Source organism: Euzebya pacifica (assembly GCF_003344865.1).
In the GTDB taxonomy this organism is placed as follows: domain Bacteria; phylum Actinomycetota; class Nitriliruptoria; order Euzebyales; family Euzebyaceae; genus Euzebya; species Euzebya pacifica.
Map to the genome: position 1 here is coordinate 3791799 of NZ_CP031165.1, position 17075 is coordinate 3808873.

The 17075-nt window shown below is 71.8% G+C and carries 13 protein-coding genes; 2 read left to right on the forward strand and 11 right to left on the reverse strand.

Annotation, left to right across the window (positions count from 1 at the left end):
* The first annotated feature begins 109 nt into the window (after positions 1-109).
* The gene (gene lexA, locus DVS28_RS16265) at positions 110-739 is read left to right on the forward strand and encodes a transcriptional repressor LexA (RefSeq protein WP_114592393.1); all 630 of its coding nucleotides are present in this window, start codon (positions 110-112) and stop codon (positions 737-739) included.
* Here lexA and DVS28_RS16270 read toward each other — a convergent pair.
* The 11 genes from DVS28_RS16270 to DVS28_RS29255 all read right to left on the reverse strand — a co-directional run bounded on the left by DVS28_RS16270 (position 736) and on the right by DVS28_RS29255 (position 15950).
* A complete protein-coding gene (locus DVS28_RS16270; protein WP_164710641.1) occupies positions 736-4209 on the reverse strand; it encodes an FG-GAP-like repeat-containing protein in 3474 nt (1157 codons plus the stop codon). The two genes, lexA and DVS28_RS16270, sit on opposite strands and share 4 nt — an antisense overlap.
* A 13-nt stretch (positions 4210-4222) precedes the next feature.
* A complete protein-coding gene (locus tag DVS28_RS16275; RefSeq protein WP_114592395.1) occupies positions 4223-5449 on the reverse strand; it encodes a sugar ABC transporter permease in 1227 nt (408 codons plus the stop codon).
* Positions 5446-6237, reverse strand: a complete 792-nt coding sequence (locus DVS28_RS16280; protein ID WP_114592396.1) for an ATP-binding cassette domain-containing protein — start codon at positions 6235-6237, stop codon at positions 5446-5448. Before DVS28_RS16280 ends, DVS28_RS16275 begins: the two co-directional genes overlap by 4 nt.
* 88 nt (positions 6238-6325) lie before the next feature.
* Complete coding sequence (locus DVS28_RS16285) at positions 6326-7504, reverse strand: sugar ABC transporter substrate-binding protein (RefSeq protein WP_216826085.1); 1179 nt, start codon at positions 7502-7504, stop codon at positions 6326-6328.
* Positions 7505-7626: 122 nt separating this feature from the next.
* Positions 7627-8322: a response regulator transcription factor gene (locus DVS28_RS16290; RefSeq protein WP_114592398.1), complete on the reverse strand. Its 696-nt coding sequence runs from the start codon at positions 8320-8322 to the stop codon at positions 7627-7629.
* The gene (locus DVS28_RS16295) at positions 8319-10847 is read right to left on the reverse strand and encodes an ATP-binding cassette domain-containing protein (protein ID WP_114592399.1); all 2529 of its coding nucleotides are present in this window, start codon (positions 10845-10847) and stop codon (positions 8319-8321) included. Before DVS28_RS16295 ends, DVS28_RS16290 begins: the two co-directional genes overlap by 4 nt.
* Positions 10848-10873: 26 nt before the next feature.
* Positions 10874-12403, reverse strand: coding sequence for a GTPase HflX (hflX, locus tag DVS28_RS16300; protein ID WP_216826086.1), 1530 nt, complete (start codon positions 12401-12403; stop codon positions 10874-10876).
* Positions 12396-13226 carry a diaminopimelate epimerase gene (gene dapF, locus DVS28_RS16305; RefSeq protein ID WP_164710642.1) on the reverse strand — a complete coding sequence of 277 codons (831 nt, stop codon included), beginning with the start codon at positions 13224-13226 and terminating at the stop codon, positions 12396-12398. The genes hflX and dapF overlap by 8 nt, the downstream gene beginning before the upstream one ends.
* Before the next feature lie 41 nt (positions 13227-13267).
* Positions 13268-14218: a tRNA (adenosine(37)-N6)-dimethylallyltransferase MiaA gene (miaA, locus tag DVS28_RS16310; protein WP_216826087.1), complete on the reverse strand. Its 951-nt coding sequence runs from the start codon at positions 14216-14218 to the stop codon at positions 13268-13270.
* An 11-nt stretch (positions 14219-14229) separates the two neighbouring features.
* Positions 14230-15645, reverse strand: coding sequence for a tRNA (N6-isopentenyl adenosine(37)-C2)-methylthiotransferase MiaB (gene miaB, locus DVS28_RS16315; RefSeq protein WP_216826088.1), 1416 nt, complete (start codon positions 15643-15645; stop codon positions 14230-14232).
* An 11-nt stretch (positions 15646-15656) separates the two neighbouring features.
* Positions 15657-15950, reverse strand: a complete 294-nt coding sequence (locus DVS28_RS29255) for a hypothetical protein (RefSeq protein WP_157965169.1) — start codon at positions 15948-15950, stop codon at positions 15657-15659.
* Positions 15951-16230: 280 nt separating this feature from the next.
* Between DVS28_RS29255 and DVS28_RS16320 the strand changes: the two genes are divergently transcribed.
* The gene (locus tag DVS28_RS16320) at positions 16231-17064 is read left to right on the forward strand and encodes a hypothetical protein (protein WP_114592402.1); all 834 of its coding nucleotides are present in this window, start codon (positions 16231-16233) and stop codon (positions 17062-17064) included.
* Positions 17065-17075 lie beyond the last annotated feature (11 nt).

The window sequence follows — 17075 nt, forward strand, 5'->3', positions numbered from 1 at the left end:
CGAACGTATGTTCGTTGTCAAGACCCGAATCCTCGAGTCCCGACCTCGTCACCCGCAACGTACGAGGGGGGTGTGACATCGGGGTCCCGAGCAGCAGGAGGTCCACCCCGTGCCACCCGAACTGACCAGCCGCCAGCAGGCCATCCTCGACACCATCCGCCGCGCCGTGCAGGAGCGGGGATACCCGCCGTCCGTGCGCGAGATCGGTGACGCCGTGGGGTTGAAGTCCCCCTCCAGCGTCCACGCCCAGATGAACACGCTGGAGGAGATGGGGTTCATCCGCCGCAACCCCGCGCGCCCCCGTGCCATCGAGGTCATGGTCGACGGCGGCGACCCGCTCGAACCCACCTCCCCCACCCGACACGTCCCGCTGGTCGGCGAGATCGCCGCCGGTGGGCCGATCCTGGCGGAGGAGCAGATCACGGAGCACCTCGCCCTGCCCGAGTCGATGGTGGGACAGGGCACCATCTTCGCGTTGACCGTCCGCGGTGAGTCGATGATCGAGGCGGGGGTGCTGCCCGGCGACGTCGTCGTCATCCGCCAGCAGCCGACGGTCGAGCAGGGCGAGATGTGCGCGGCGCTCATCGACGGCGAGGCCACGGTGAAGTTCTTCCGCCGCACCAAGTCGGGCGAGGTCTTCCTCGACCCGGCCAACGAACGCTACGAACCGATCCCCGTCCCACGGGACGCCGACAGCGCGATCATGGGTCGCGTCGTCACCGTCATGCGTTCCCTCTAGGTCGGCGACCCGGCCGGGGCCGCGAACAGCGGCAACGCACGTTCCCACGCGAGGTGACCGACCTCGGCGCCGATGATCCGGCCGGCGTGGTCGTCAGCAGGGATGTGGATGCCGCCGTGGATGCGCGACCGCCCGGCCTGGTCGGCGGCGTCGGCGTAGGTCGCCCAGGTCAGCACGACGTCGCCCGCGGGTCCGCCCTCGAACGCCAGGTCGCCTGCCGGGACCGTCCAGCCGAACGACCCGCCCGGGAACCACGGGCTGCCGGTCGCCGCGGTCATGACCTCGGCCGCAGCTCGGCTGAACGTGGAGTGCCCCGACACGTAGCCGGCGAAGGCCGGTGAGACGAAGGTCGCCTGCTGGTAGGGCACCCACTCCTCGGCGTGGAGCCACCTGACCGCCGGGTCATCCGGATCGACGCGGGGCGCCCATGCCCGCACGACGACGCGGCCCTCACCGAGTCCCTCGTGCCGTCCGCCGGGTGCGGTCGTGGCAGCCGAAGCGACCTCCACCACGTCATCGACCAAGGGCAGCCCGTCCGGGTGGTACGCGGCACCGTCGGGGTCGCTGGACTGGCCCAGGCCGCCGAGGTGGCGGATCAACGAGATCGGTCGAGGTGAGTCGTGGGCGGTCTTGACGCCCCACGCGGCGACCGCAGCGTCGTGCAGGGCACCGTTGAGGACGAGGTGCAGCGACACCTCCCACGTCAACCGGTCCAGGGCCGGCCCGCTCCCCCCGAGCAGCCGTTCGGCCGGAGACATCGCGTCGGTGACCGCCCGCGCGATCACGTTCCAGTGGCCGGGCGGGGTCTCGGAGTGCGGCCCGTCGGCCCAGAACTCCGCGAGCACCCGACCCAGGTCGCCACGCAGGACCGGCTGCGCTGGCCACGGCTGGCCGGCCGTGGGGTCGACGGGATGTCCGGTTCCCTCGTCGGTGCCCAGCGGGTTGTTCCCCCAGCCCCCCGGCCCCGCATCGACGACGACACCGTCGGCGGGGTCGAGCTGGCTGGACGCCCGCAGCACGTCCACCAGCTGGCGTCGCAGCTCCTCGCCACCGTCGGGGTCGTCGAGCCGGGGCGGCGGACCGGGGTCGATCGGCACGCCGTCGGGGTCGTCGGGCAACGCGAACGTGGCCACCCCGCCCCAGCCGTACCCGAGGAAGGCCTGCGGCTCGGCTGGCTGGGCGATCCCGTTCTGGGTGACCACCCGATCCAGCTGCAGGGGCTGCCAGGCGTCCGGGTCGTCCATGTCCGCGCCGGGCAGCCGCACGACGAGGGGACGGTTGGCCGGCTGGTGGGTCGACCGGTCGGCGGATCCGTCCCCATCGGCCACCGCCAGGACCGCTGCCGCGACGCGACTTCCGACCGCACGGGCGGCGGCGTCGTCGGACCGGAAGCACTCCGCGGCCAGGGCGGCCGGCAGGGATCGGGCGACGTGGTCGCCCGCTCGGCCATCGCCGTAGCGCGACGCCAGGACGTCGTGGGCGGCTTGGGCGATCGCGGCCTCGACCGCCCGACGGTCGACGGCCACGGCCGCGGCCGCGGCGAGGGCCACCGCCTGCGCGTCGACGTCGGCCAGCACCGTCGGCACCCCCTCGACCAGTGCCGCCCGGCTGTCCCACATGGCCGCGGACAGGTGGTACAGCGTCCGGGCGTGCGCCGTGGGGTCCGGCAGGTCGTGGCGGATCGCCTCGAGCGCCACGTCGATCCAGCGAGCCACCGCCGACGGGGCCTCGGCGCTGCGATCCGCGCACGCGACGGCCGTGGCCGCCACGTCGCGCTGCGGCTCGAAGCGATGCAGGACGGTGCTGCCGTCCCGTCCGACCTCGAGCACCCGGTCGGTGGGGACGTCCTCGACCACGACGGAGTGCCCGTCGGGCCACGTCACCTCGACAGTCCGCACCCGGTCGGCCGTCCCCAGGCCGAACAACGGCCGTGGGTCCTCCGTCGACAGGTAGCTCGAGCCCGCTGTGACCGTCCGCGCGGCAACGGTGCCGTCCGCCATGGTGACGACGACACGGGTCCCCGGCTGCCGGCCCTCGGGCTGCACGCGCAGCGCCGCCCCTCCCCTTCCCTGGTTCTGGAGGAGGACGAGGGGTTCGCCGACGCCGACCACGACGACATCGGGATCCCCGTCGTTGTCGTAGTCGGCCACCGCGGTGCCCCGGGCGTTGTGGCGGCCGACGGCATCCAGCCCCCAGCCGCCGTCGACCACGCGCAGCCCGCCGGAGGTCCCCGCATAGGCCAGCAGCGGCTGGGCGGTCGTGGCGGGATCGGTGCCCATCGGGATCGCACCGTGCCCGACGAGCACGTCGTCGTGGCCGTCGGCGTCGAGGTCGACCACGCCGATCCCCCAGCCGGTCAGCCCCTCCCCGAACGCCGGGACCCCGAAGGTGGCGCGGCCGTCGACGAACGCCCAGGGCTCGGCCGCCTCGGGCTGGTGCAGGGCGTGGCGCTGCTCGCCCATGTTGGTCACGAGCAGCTCGGCCATGCCGTCGCCGTCGAGGTCGCCGGACGCCGTGCCCATGCCCGACCCGTCGTCGTCGACGCCCACGGCAGAGGCCACGTCGACGAGGCGTGCGTGCCCGGGGGTCGAGTCGTTGCGATACAGCCGGTCGGGGTCGGTGTCGTTGGCGACCAGCAGGTCCCGGTCGCCGTCGTGGTCGACGTCGACGAACGTCGCGCCCAAGCCGTAGCGGGGGCCGTCGACGTCCAGCCCAGCCTCGCTGCTGACGTCGACGAAGCGGGCCCGAGCCCCCTCCCCCGGGCCGAGGTTGTGCAGCAGCAGGTCGGCGACCGGTGCGTGGCCGCGCGGGAACCCGCCTGATGCCGCGGGCAGCGGGGTGTTCCGGTCGACGTAGCCGGTCAGGACCACGTCGAGGCGACCGTCGCCGTCGACGTCGTCGGCTGCAGCACCCGCGTGCCAGCCCGAGACGTGCAGTCCGGCGCGGCCGTCGTCGCGGGTGAACGTGCCGTCCCCGTCGTTCCAGAGCAGGGTGCTGGTCCGGTCGGAGGTGACCAGCAGGTCGACGTGGCCGTCACCGTCGAGGTCGGCGGCCAGGCAACCCTGCCCGCGCACCTGCAGCGCCGTCCCCGACTCCGTGCCCACGTCGACGAACCGTCCCTCGACGTTGCGGTACAGCGTCGAGGTCGGCAGCCCGCCCTCGTCCAGCCAGCGCTGGTGTTCGCCGTCGGACCAGGTGGAGACCACGTAGAGGTCCTGCCAGCCGTCACCGTCGGCGTCCAGCCAGCAGACCCCTCCCCCCATCATCGCCGCGGGGTCGGGCGACGACCCCCAGCGGAAGGCCCCGTGCCGGGTGTCCAGCCCGACCCGGTCGGCGACGTCGACGAGGGTCGTGGCGACGGCGGCCCGGTCCGGCGAGGGCGCCGCCGCCGCGAGGACGGTGGTGGTGGCCGCGAGCACCGCGACCACCACGAGCGCGGTCAGCGGCCCCGTGCCACGACCTCGCCCCATGTCCCTCGACACCTCAGGCTGCGCGGCCGCGCTTGGAGATCGAGTCGACCAGCACCGCCGCGAGGAGCACCAGGCCGGTGACGACGAACTTGACGCCCGCCGGCAGGCCCAGCAGGTCCATGCCGTTGCTGACCGACGCGATGACGAGGGCACCCAGCAGGGCCGAGATGACCCGGCCCCGACCGCCGAACAGGCTGGTCCCGCCGATCACCGCTGCCGCGATGACCTCCAGCAGCAGGTTGCCGCTGCCGGTATTGGTGGACACCGACCGCAGCCGGGACGCGAGGATCACGCCGCCGACGCCCGCCATGAAGCTGGAGATCATGAAGACGGTGATGCGGAGTCGCTCGACGTCGATGCCGGCACGCCTGGCGGCTTCGGGGTTGCCGCCGACGGCGTACACGTGGCGTCCGAACCGCGTGCGAGAGGCGACCACGGTCCACCCGACGAGGAACACCAGCACCACGAGCGCCACGACGGGTACCCCTCGGTCGAGGTTGGCGTAGAAGGCGGCGAACCCGGTGACCAGCGCCAGGCCGGCAACCTGGAGCGCCAGGACCGTGGTCGGCTTGGCGTCGAGGTCGAGGGAGCGGCGCGAGCGCTGCCGCAGCAGCTGGACGGCGGCGTACCCACCGGTGACCCCCAGCGCCAGCAGCCAGCCCCACACGTCGGGCAGGTAGGTGTTGGACAACCCGAGGACGACGTCGTCCTGGAGGATGATCGTGCCGGCCTGGCTGGTCTCGGTGGTGAGGATCAGCACCACACCGGACCATGCGAGGAAGCCGGCCAGGGTCACCACGAACGACGGCACGCCGAAGGAGGTGATCACGAGCCCCTGCAGGAAGCCGATGAACGTGGTCACCGCCAGCCCCGCGGCGATGGCCAACCACCAGGGCCACCCGGGATCCCCGGGTCGCAGCAGCAGGGTGGTGACGACCCCGCCGACCGCGCTGACGTAGGCCACCGACAGGTCGATCTCGGCGATGAGCAGCACGAATACGATGCCGATGCCGAGGATGGCGATGCCCGACATCTGCAGCAGCAGGTTGACGAAGTTGGCGCTGGTGAGGAACACCGGCTCCAGGGCACCGAAGACCACGACGATGAGCGCCAGGCCGACGAGGATCGGCAGGGAGCCGAGGTCGCCGGCCTTCGTGCGGGCCCACCAGGCGCGGACGTAGCTGCCCAGGTCGGCGTTGGCCGGCTGTGCGAACGCGGGGGTCTCGATGGGGGCGGTCATAGCGTTTCTTCCTCCATGCCGGGCACGGACTGCAGCGTGCCGGCGGTGATGGCGTGGACGATCTCCTGCTGGCTGACCTCGGTCCGCTCGTACACGCCGACGAGCTGGCCGAGGCGGAGCACGGTGATGCGGTCGGCCACCTCGAAGATGTCGTGCAGGTTGTGGCTGATCAGCACGACCCCGAGACCGCGTTCGCTGAGCCGTCCGACGAGGTCGAGGACCTGTCGGGTCTGGGCCACGCCGAGCGCCGCGGTCGGTTCGTCGAGCACGACGATGCGGCTGTTCCACATGACGGCCTTGGCCACCGCGATGGCCTGTCGTTGTCCGCCGGACAGGGCGGCGACCGGCGTCCGGACCGACCGGAGGGTCGTGACCGACAGCGAGGCCAACGTCTCCTTGCAGTCCTGCTCCATCGACGCCTCGTCGAGGAACCGGCCGCTCAGCCGCTCGCGGCCGAGGAACATGTTGGCGACCACGTCGAGGTTGTCGGCCAGCGCGAGGTCCTGGTAGACGACCTCGATGCCGAGGGCCGCCGAGTCCTTGGGACCGTCCAGGCGCACGTCCTTGCCGTCGAACCGCACGGTGCCGCCGTCGTAGGGCTGGCTGCCGGCGATCCCCTTGATCAGCGTCGACTTGCCGGCGCCGTTGTCGCCGACGAGCGCCATGACCTCACCGGCCCGTACCTCGAAGTCGACCTCGTGCAGCGCGCGGACCGCGCCGAAGTGCTTGCTGACCCCGATGCACTGCAGCAGGGGGCCGGCCGTGTCCGGATTGGGCTCGTTGGACATCCCGTTCAGTCTCCTCCGTCGGGATTGGATGGCGCCGACACCCCCGCCGAAAAGAGGGGTGTCGGCGCCGGTTGCTGCCGCGGATGACCTAGCGGTCGGCCGGGCAGAACTCCTCGAAGTCGCCGACGCAGATCTCCTCCCACGTCCGGAAGCCGTCGGCGATGACGGTGTCCGCGACGTTGTCGGCGGTGACCGCGACGGGCTCCAGGGCGATGAACGGCAGGTCGGCCGACCCGTTGTTGATGGTCTGGCCGTCGGCCAGTGCGGCCACGTCCTCGCCGTTGAGCAGCGCGATAGCGGCTTCGGCGGCCGCGGCAGCCTCGGCGGCGATCGGCTTGTAGACCGTCATGGTCTGGTCGCCCGCGAGGATGTTCTGGATCCCACCGACGGTGGCGTCCTGCCCGGAGACGGGGAAGGGGTCGAGTCCGGCGTTCTTGCGCGCCGCGATCACGGAGTTGGCCAGGCCGTCGTTGGCGGCGAACACCGCGTTCACGTCGTTGCCGGCGTCGACGAGGATCTGCTCGAAGATGGTCAGCGCCTCGGCGTTGTCCCACTCGGGGACCGACTCGTCGGCGACGAGCTCCCAGTCACCGGCCTCCACCCGCGGCTCCACGGTTTCTGCGTAGCCCTCGCGGAAGAGGGTGGCGTTGTTGTCGGTCGGGCCACCGTTGAGCATGACCACGCGGGGCGTCTCGACACCCAGGTCGTCGATGGCGGGCTCGAGGACGCTGGCCATGGTGCGGCCGACCTCGACGTTGTCGAAGGAGACGTAGACGTCGGCTCCGGGACCCTCGATGGTGAGGCGGTCGTAGTCGATCACGGCCACGTCGGCCGAGCGGGCGAGGTCGATGATGGCCGCACCCGATCCGGAGTCGAGGTTGACGAACAGGATGACCGACGCGCCGGAGGCGATGGCCTGCTCGGCCTGGCTGATCTGCTGCTGGGCGTCCCCCTCGGCGTTGACGATGTTGTACTCCACCCCTGCCTCGTCGAAGGCCTGCTCGAAGAACCGGCGGTCGTCGGTCTCCCAACGAGCGGACGAGGCGCTGTCGGGCAGCAGCACCCAGATGCTGCCGTCCCCGGCAGTCGCCGTGTCGCCGCTGTCGTCCCCCTCGTCAGCGGTGTCGTCGGCCTGCTCGGTGGTGTCGGTCGCGTCGCTGCCCTCGTCTGCGCCGCTGTCGGCGTCGTCGCTGCTGCTGCAGGCGGTCGCGACGACCACCAGCGCGAGCAGGAGCATGAGGATTCTCGTGATCCCGGTTCGTGCCATCTCGTGTCTCCAGTCTGGTTCGGCTCGGCCCATGCCGGCCCTGCGAGCACGCTAGTAACGATCCTGTGAACGAGGTGTGAAAGCGTTGTTTCGTGCGTGAATGAACTGTGAACGACAGTTCGTCAGCCGGACAGCCGGTAGCCGGTCCGTGGCTCGGTGATGATCAGCTCGGGACAACCGGGGTTCTCCAGCTTGGCGCGCAGCCGCCGGACGTAGGCGCGGGTGTACTCCGTCTCGGTTTCGTAGGCCTGCCCCCAGACCCGGCGGAGCAGCATGCCGTGGGTGAGGACCTTGCCCTGCTCGACCGCCAGCTCGCGCAGGACGGCGAACTCCGTGGGGGTGAGGTGCACACGGGCATCATCGACGGTGACCCCCTGCGCTTCGAGGTCGATGACGACGTTGCCGACCGCGATCCGTTGTGCCGACGGTGTCGCCGTCTCGGCCGGCCGGGTGCGCCGCAACGTGGCGGTGATGCGGGCGAGCAGCTCGTTGATGCCGAAGGGCTTGGTCATGTAGTCGTCGGCACCCTGGTTGAGGGCACGGACCTTGTCGGACTCTCCGCCGCGGGCCGAGATGACGATGATGCCGACCTCCGACCGGGCACGGATGCGGCGGCACAGCTCGAACCCGTCGGCTTCGGGGAGCATCAGGTCGAGCAGGACGACGTCGGGCTGCTCTCGGTCGACCAGGCGCTCCACTCCCCGTCCGTCGGTGGACAGCACGACGTCGTACCCGCGGGCGGTCAGGTTCGCGCGGATCAGGTCGGAGATGTTCGGGTCGTCCTCGACCACGAGCACCCGGGTCCGAGCGATGGTCATCGTGTGGCCTCCGTGTGGTGGCTGCGGCCACCGCGATCGTCCAGGTCCCAGCCGGGGTCCTCCTCGGTGGGTCCCTCCACCGGCAGGCCGAGCGTGATCGTCGTCCCGCCCGGGCCGGTGGACACACCCACGGTCCCGCCGTGGGCGACCACGATGCCACGGGTGATGGACATCCCGAGCCCAGCGCCGTCGCCCCTCCCCCTGATGCCGGCGACGAACGGGGACTCCGCGACGTGGTCGGGCAGCCCCGGTCCGCGGTCGGCGACGACGATCTCCACGACGTCGGAATCGGGTCGCCGGACCATGCGGGCACCGACGCGGATCGGCGTGCCGTGCGGGGTGTGGCGCACGGCGTTGCCGAGGAGGTTCACGAGCGCCTGCTCGATCCGGCCGTGGTCGGCCACGATCGGCGGCAGGTCGTCGGGGACCTCGACGGCGATCGCCTCGGCGGGGGTGGTGGGCACGCAGGCGACGGCTGCCTCGATGATCGGCTTCAGCTCGCACCAGTGCAGCTGCAGGCGCAGGACACCGGCCTCGATGGCCGAGGCGTCCAGCAGGTCGGTGACGAGGTCGCCGAGGCGGTCGGACTCGTGGGCGATCGTGTCGAGGAAGCGACGGGTGGAGGAATGGTCCCACGCGACGTCGGGCTGTCGAAGGGTGTCGGCGTAGCCGTGGATCGCGGTCAGCGGTGTGCGCAGCTCGTGGCTGAGCCGTGAGAGGAAGGTGCGCTGCAGCTCGTTGCTGCGCCGCAGGGCCGTGGCCTCCTGTCGCGCGGCCTCGTGGGCACGTCGTTCGAGGGCGAGCAGCACGGAGTGGGCACCGTCGACGAGCAGCTCGGCAGCCCCGTCGCGGGGGGCCTCGCCCGCGGCCCAGCGGGCGGCCAGCACGTGACGGCGTTCGGGACCGGCGACCACGGCGATCAGCACGGCCCGGCCGTCGTCCTGCCTGGTCACGACGGCGTCGGGGGCCAACGGCACGTCGGTGCGGCGGGCCCATCCCCCATCGCCCTCCCCGACGACGTGGCCGACCACCTGCTCGCCGGGCTCGTGGGCGTCGGGACCGCGGGCACTGGCCTCCTGCGCACTGGCCTCGCGCGCGTCGGCATCGTCGGGGCCGGACAGGGCCAGCCCCTCGGCGCCGAGGCCCACCCGCAGGGCTTCCAGGGCGATGACCAGGCCGGCGTCCTCACCGACGGGACCAGCGAGGGTCTCCAGCACCTGCCGGAGCGTCTCGAGGGTTCGGTTGCGACGGGTGACGGTCGCGAGGAACCGGTCGCGTTCCACGGCGGCTGCAGCCTGCGCGGCATACAGCGACGCGAGCTCCAGCGCTTCGTCGGTCACGCCGCCTGCGGCCGTACCGTAGCCCGACAGGGTGCCGAGCACCTCGTGTCCGGCGACGAGCGGCACGGCCCACATGCTGCGGATGCCCGCGGCCACGAGGGCGGCGGCATCGGGGCTGTCGTGGTCGCGGAGGTCGGGGACGACCACCGGCCGACGGGTGCTGGTGCACTCCGCGAGGGGGGTGCCCGGACGGCCGCTCGCGCCCCCGACCTCGAGCCGGTCGAGGTGGCCCCGGAGTGGGCCGGAGAGTCCGATGGCTGCGCCGAGGCGGAGCAACGCCGTGTGCCCCTCCCCCACCGGGCCGTCCCCGGACCGGGGGCGGTGCAGGTGCAGCGCGAGCCGCGGTTGTTCCAGCGCGACCCCGACCGCGGAGACGACCAGCGGCAGGACGTCGGTGGGTTCGACGTCGGCGAGCTGGTCGACGAGGGAGCGCAGCCCGTGCAGCTGCTGCCGGGCCAGGACGTCGGCCTCGAGCCCGGACATGCAGCCGCGCAGCAGGTCGGGGGTCAGGTCGGGTCGGCGGACGTCGTGGCTGATGACGCCGTCGCGGAGGACGAGGACTCGGTCGGCGACCTCGCAGACGAGCTCGAGGTCGTGGCTGATCAGCAGGATCGCGGTGCGCTGGGCCCGCATGCCCTTGAGGAGCGACCGGACGGCGTGCACCCCCGCGGAGTCCAGCGCCCCCGTCGGCTCGTCGAGGACCAGCAGCGCCGGCGGTCGGACGAGGGTCCGCGCCAGCGCGATGGTCTGTCGTTGTCCGCCCGAGAAGGTAGCGACGGGACGGTCGGGGGCAGGCATCGCCACGCCGAGTCGGTCGAAGAGCTGCCGTGCACGGACCTGCTCGTCCTCGCGCCGGCCCAGCAACGATCCCTCCTCGCGCCCGAGGAAGAGGTTGTCGATCACGTCGAGGTTGTCGCACAGGGCGAGGTCCTGCCACACGACTTCCAGCCCCGGAGGCGGTGCGCTGCCCGTGCCGTTCAGCGCCCTCCCGTCGACCACGACCGACCCGTGGTCGGGGGCCAGCGCACCGGCGATGCAGCGCACGAGGGTGGTCTTGCCGGCACCGTTCTCGCCGACGAGGGCGATCAGCTCGTCGGGGTGCACCACGAAGTCCACCCCTCGCAGGACGTCCACGGTCGCGAAACGTCGGTGGACGTTGCGGACCTCCAGCACCCCTCGGCTCATGGAGGTGTCCTCAGCCGCCTCGGCGCTCAGTCATCATCGTCCTTCGCCCACGGGTCGTGGGTGGCGAAGGGGACGAGCTCGGCCCCGACCTTGGGCGAGACGTTCGCCACGATCCACGTGCCGTCGTCGCGGTCCTCGCGCTTGAGGACTTCGCCGCCCGCGTGTGCCCGGGCGACCAGGTCGGCGCGGGCGTAGGGGATCAACGCCTCGATGACCTTGCGGTGCGGGGGAATGCGCTCGGCGATCCCGTCGACCAGCGCCTGCACCCCGTCACCGGTGGCAGCGGAGACCTGGTAGACGGCCTCCCCGTGGGCCTCGACGGTCCGGGCCAGGCCGACCAGGTCATCGGGGTCGCAGCGATCGATCTTGTTGAGGACCAGCACCCGCGGCATGTCGCCCGCGCCGATCTCGGCCAGCACGCGGTTGACCGCCAGCACGTGGGACTCGGCCTCCTCGTGGGACGCGTCGACGACATGCACGAGGAGGTCGGCGTTCAGCGTGTCCTCCAGGGTGGACTTGAACGACTCGACGAGCTGCGTCGGCAGCTTCTTGACGAAGCCGACGGTGTCGGTCAGCACGATGGTGCGGCCGTCGGGCAGGTCCAGCCGGCGGGCCGTGGTGTCGAGGGTCGCGAACAGCTGGTCGGCGACCAGCACGTCGGCGCCGGTCATGGCGTTCATCAGGGTGGACTTGCCGGCGTTGGTGTAGCCGACGATGGCGGCCGCACGGACCTTGTTGCGGCGGCGGCGAAGGGACTTGGTCTGGCGGATCTTCTGGAAGCCCTTCAGGTCCCGCTTGAGCTTGGTGATCCGGCGGTTGAGCTTGCGTCGATCGACCTCGAGCTGCGTCTCACCGGGACCACGCATGCCGACGCCGACACCACCGGCCTGCCGGGACAGGGCGTCACCCCAGCCACGCAGGCGGGGCAGCAGGTAGGTCAGCTGGGCCAGCTCGACCTGGGCGGTGCCCTCGGAGGAGGAGGCGTGCTGGGCGAAGATGTCGAGGATCACAATGGTGCGGTCGAGCACCTTGACCTTCAGCTTCTCCTCCAGGTTGCGCTGCTGGGCCGGGGACAGGTCGTCGTCGAAGACCACGGCGTCAGCGCCGAGCTGGCCGACGAGGCCCTTGAGCTCCTGGACCTTGCCGCGGCCGAGGAAGGTGGCGACGTCGGGGTGGTCACGACGTTGCACGACCCTGCCGACGGTCAGGCCACCGGCGGTCTCCAGCAGCTGCTCCATCTCGTCGAGGGAGGCGTCGACGTCGTGGCTGGTCTCGCCGGGCAGGTGCAGCCCGACGATCACGGCCGCGTCGACCTGCCGGAAGATCTTCACACCCTCCTGCGGGGCGTGGTCCTCGATGCGTTCCGCCTCGAGGCGGCGACGCTGGGCACGGCCGATCTGCAGTCCGCCCTCGCTGTCGGACGCCGGGTCGTCAACGTCCCAGCCCAGGTCGGCGTCGTCAGCCATCGAGTCGTCGGTCGCCAGGTCGTCGGTGTCGATCACGGTCTCGTCGATGTCGTCGTGCTCCTCGCTGGGGTCTGTGGTGTGGTCACTCATGCGACGTCCTCGCCCCGCCGGTGGCGGTGGCGATCCATGCGTCGTCGAGGACGCCCTTGCCGACCTCGACGGCCGGACCGGTCACGAACAGGGTCTCCTCGGTCCACTCGATCCGCAGCACGCCGCCGGGGAGGTGCACGTCGGTGGTCCGGGCCGCCAGGCCGTTGAGGTGGGCGGCGACGGCCATCGCGGATCCGCCGGTGCCCGAGGCCATGGTCTCGCCGACACCCCGTTCCCAGATGCGTCCGTCGACGCCGCCGTCGGACCGTGCCGCGATGAACTCCACGTTGGTGCCCTCGGGGAAGTCCGGATGGGTCTCGATGCGTGGCCCCAGCGTGGTCACGGGTGCGGTCGCCACGTCGTCGACGAGGAGGACCGCGTGCGGGTTGCCCATCGAGACGATGGTGACCGTGGCCGTGGTGCCGTCGTCGAGCACGACCGGCCTGCCGACCTCGCCGACCACGGGCGCACCCATGTCCACGGTGCAGGTCTCGGTCAGGCCGTCGGGACCGCGGTGGATGACGACCCGCTTGACGCCGGCACGCGTGTCGACGGTGACGACGTCCATGGGCTGTCGGTCGGCGAGGTACTTGGCGACGGTGCGGACACCGTTGCCGCACATCTCCGACAGGCCCCCGTCGGCGTTGCGGTAGTCCATGAACGCGTCGGCGTCGGTACCGGGACGGGCGGGGCCGACGCGGATGGCCCCGTCGCCACCGATCCCGAGCTGACGGTGGCACAGCGCAGCAGCCAGGTCGGCGGTCAGGTCGAGGTGGTCGTCGAGGTCGGGCAGCAGCACGAAGTCGTTGCCGGCTCCGTGCACCTTCAGGAACTCCAGGGTGCTCTCCGTGGGTCGTGTGTGCGTCAGACCAGCCTAGCGGCGGCCTCGACCGCGGCCGGGACGTCGTCGGCCGACAACCAGGTGATGCGGGGATCCTTGCGGAACCATCGGCGCTGCTTGGAGGCGAACTGGCGGGTGCGGATGACGATGCGCTCCACTGCGTCGTCCCACGACAGGGTGCCGTCGAGGTGCGCGAACAGCTCGGCGTAGCCGATGGCCTGGGAGGCGGTGTCGGACAGGGTGCGTCCGCGCAGGGCCCGTGCCTCCTCCAGCCAGCCGTGGTCGAGCATGTCGTGGGTGCGGCGTTCCAGCCGGGCCGCGAGGTCACGGCGGTCCAGGTCGACACCGATCACGGTCAGGCCGGGGTAGATCGACTCGTGGTCACCCCACACCCGGTGGAAGCTGGAGAACGGCTGGCCAGTCAGCTCGATGACCTCCAGCGCGCGGACGGTGCGGCGCAGGTTGAGGGGATCGATGCGGCCGGCAGCCTCGGGGTCGATGGTGTGCAGGTGCTGGTGGGCGGCCGCCGGATCGTGGCGCCACTCCCGTTCCAGGCGCTCGCGGACCGTCGGCTCGGTGGGCGGGAAGAGCATCGGGTCGACCACGGCGCGGTAGTACAGGCCGGACCCGCCGACCAGCAGCGGCACCGCTCCCCGTCCGGCGATGTCGGCGATGACCGCGCGAGCCCGTTGCTGGAACCAGCGGACGGTGCAGTCCTGCTCGGGGTCGAGCGCGTCGACGAGGTGGTGGGGCACCCGGGCACGGTCCTCGGGACCGGGGGTGGCCGTGCCGATGTCGAGGCCGCGGTACACGGTGAACGCGTCGATGGCCACCAGCTCGACGTCGAGTCCCGCGTCGTGCAGCCGGTCGACGGCCGCCATGGCCGCCGCGGACTTGCCGCTGCCGGTGGGGCCGACGATGGCGACCACCGGCCCGGCGGGCACCGCCGGGTCGCCGGGTGCAGCCCCGTCCACGGCTCTGTCGGTCAGGCGAGCGCGGTGGCCGGGCCCGGGGTGGGCACGGCCGGGGTGACGGCAGCGTCGGTGACCTCGCCCAGGAGGTAGTGGGCCGCTGCGTCGGTCACGGCCACGTTGGTCGTGGCGCCGGAGGCCAGGCCCTCGACCACCGGGAAGTGCACGAGGCGGTTGTGGCGCGTGCGACCGCTGAGCCGGGTGTCGTCGGTCTTGGACGGTCCCTCGACCACGACCTCCTGCACGGTGCCGACCTGACGGGCGTGGGACTCCGCCGACAGCCGCTTGGTCAGCTCGGCGAGGCGGATGAACCGCTCGTCCATGACGTGCTGCTCGACGTGGTCGGGCAGGTCGACGGCGGTGGTGCCGGGACGCTTGGAGTACTTGAAGGTGAACGCCGAGTCGAAGCGAGCCTGCTCGGTGACGTCGAGCGTCGCCTGGAAGTCCGCTTCGGTCTCACCGGGGAAGCCCACGATGATGTCGGTGGAGATGGCCAGCCCGGGGATGGTGTCACGGGCCTCGGCGACGAGGTCCAGGAACCGACGGGAGCGGTAGCTGCGCTGCATCAGCTTGAGGATCCGGTCGCTGCCGGCCTGCAGGGGCAGGTGCAGCTGCTCCATCACCGTCGGCACGTCGCGCATGGCGGCGAACACGTCGGAGGTGAAGTCCTTGGGGTGGGGCGAGGTGAACCGGATGCGGTCCAGGCCGTCGACGTCGCCGAGCATGTGCAGCAGCTCGGCGAACAACGTGCGGTTGCGCGACCCGTCGGCGAACTCGGCCGGAACCTCGCCGGCCCGGACCAGGTCGCGGCCGTAGCTGTTGACGTTCTGGCCGAGGAGCGTGATCTCGGTGACGCCGTCGGCCACGAGCTCGCGCGTCTCGCTGACGATGTCGCCGAGCTTGCGGGACTTCTCGGGGCCACGGAGCGACGGGACGATGCAGAAGGCACAGGTGTTGTCGCAGCCGATGGAGATCGAGACCCAGGCGTGGTGGCGCACCTCTCGCATCGAGGGCAGCGCCGAGGGGAACATCTGGGTGTGCTCGAGGATCTCCACGACGGGCAGCGACGCGGAGTCGGCCTGGGCGAGCAGCTCGGGCAGGCGGCCCATGTTGTGGGTGCCGTACACGACGTCGACGTAGGGCGCCTTCTCGGCCAGCTTGTCCTGGTCCTTCTGGGCCAGGCAGCCACCGACCACGATGGTCTTGGAGGGGTCAGCCAGCTTCAGCGGCTTGAGGTGGGAGAGCTGGCCGTACAGCTTGTTGTCGGCGTTCTCCCGGATGGCGCACGTGTTGAGCAGCACGAGGCCCGCCGACTCGGGGTCGGGGGCAGGGCGATAACCCATCGTCTCCAGCACGCCCGCGGCGCGCTCGGAGTCGTGCTCGTTCATCTGGCACCCGTAGGTGCGGATGAAGTAGGTACGTGCGCTCACAGAATCCTCGATCAGCCCTGCGCCGCGCGACGCTTGGGGTGCAGCGACGCGTCGGGGACGGCCAGCTCGTCGGCTCGGGTGTCGATCCGCTCGAGGCTGCCGCCGCGACCAGCGGCGTACAGCAGCGCGATGAGGCCGCCGAAGACGGCAGCGTTGGCCCGGTCGTAGACCGCCATGCCACCGAACCCGGCGAAGAGGACGGCATAGCCGACGACCGAACGCCAGGGCGAGCGGCGCACGAAGAGCGCACCGGCGAGCGCCAGCGCGGGGACACCGATCAACATCCAGACCTGCAGCACGTTCACGTGCGGTTCTCCTCATCCATTGGCGGGGCGGTTGACCAGCCTACGGGTTGTGGTCGAGACTGCCCAGCCGCCCCCACGCGCCCCGGCCCATCCGTCGCCGCTGGCGCGCAGGACAACCTCCTACAGGTACGGCCGCTGTCACCCGATACCTCCCACTGTCCGACCGACAGCAGGAGATCCGGTGCCGCAGGGCGAAAATACGAGTGAAGAACCGTCACACGACGCAGCGGGCGTCGTTGGGTTCCGCGTAGAGCCGCACCGAACCGCAGGAGATCCCCCAGTGGCCCACCCCACTTCAAACCGTCGCCGCCCCACCCGTGGCATCGCGTTCGCCAGCCTGGCAGGCGCCGCGATGCTGCTGCCGGTTGCGCCGGTCGCGGCCCAGCTGCTGGACGCACCCCAGGAGATCGTGCCGGCCTGCGCTGCCGAGTCCAGCGCCGACCCGATCGTGGACGCCGCCTGTGACGTCGTCGACGACGTCGTCGAGGCAGCCGCACCCGTCGTCGAGGCGATCGCGCCGGTGACCGAGGCCCTGCCGCTGGACACAGTTGCCCCCATCGTCGAGGAGGTGCCCGCCGGACTGCTCGGTGACGACGCGCCGGCCGACGACAACCAGGGTGTGCCCGCTCCCCCGGCCGCGCCGGCACCGCAGTCGGACGCCCAGGGTGGTGTGGCAACGGCCGACGAGGGAACCGAGCCCGAGCCCACCAAGGTCTCCGCGGCAGGCAAGGCCCCGACCGAGGTCGTCGAGCCGCAGGCCCCCGCCGCCGACGGCCGTGTCACGGGCACGCCGACCATCCAGCCCGCCAACCTCGGCTCGAACATCGACGGGGTCCGCAGCCAGAACGGGCTGACGCTGCAGCCCTACGAGGCGCCGATGGTGTCGGTCCCGATGGAGTACGAGACCCCGATGATCGCCCCGCCCACCACCACGGCCGCCCCGATCCAGCAGGCCGCCGCCGAGGCCATCCGCTTCACCGGTGCCGCCATGGTCCCCTACACGGACGGGTCGGCCGCCTGGGTCACGGCCACCGGACTCGGACTGCTCGGTGCCGCCGGATACGGCATGCGTCGCCGCGCCGACCGCCTGACGGTCACCACCCTGGACGTGTAGGCCGTCAGGCC

Excerpts from the sequence above, each read along its gene's own strand:
- DVS28_RS16270 (WP_164710641.1), bottom strand. The coding sequence starts at position 4,209 with ATGGGGCGAGGTCGTGGCACGGGGCCGCTGACCGCGCTCGTGGTGGTC.
- DVS28_RS16280 (WP_114592396.1), bottom strand. The coding sequence starts at position 6,237 with ATGTCCAACGAGCCCAATCCGGACACGGCCGGCCCCCTGCTGCAGTGC.
- DVS28_RS16275 (WP_114592395.1), bottom strand. The coding sequence starts at position 5,449 with ATGACCGCCCCCATCGAGACCCCCGCGTTCGCACAGCCGGCCAACGCC.
- DVS28_RS16285 (WP_216826085.1), bottom strand. The coding sequence starts at position 7,504 with ATGGCACGAACCGGGATCACGAGAATCCTCATGCTCCTGCTCGCGCTG.
- DVS28_RS16295 (WP_114592399.1), bottom strand. The coding sequence starts at position 10,847 with ATGAGCCGAGGGGTGCTGGAGGTCCGCAACGTCCACCGACGTTTCGCG.
- hflX (WP_216826086.1), bottom strand. The coding sequence starts at position 12,403 with ATGAGTGACCACACCACAGACCCCAGCGAGGAGCACGACGACATCGAC.
- DVS28_RS16290 (WP_114592398.1), bottom strand. The coding sequence starts at position 8,322 with ATGACCATCGCTCGGACCCGGGTGCTCGTGGTCGAGGACGACCCGAAC.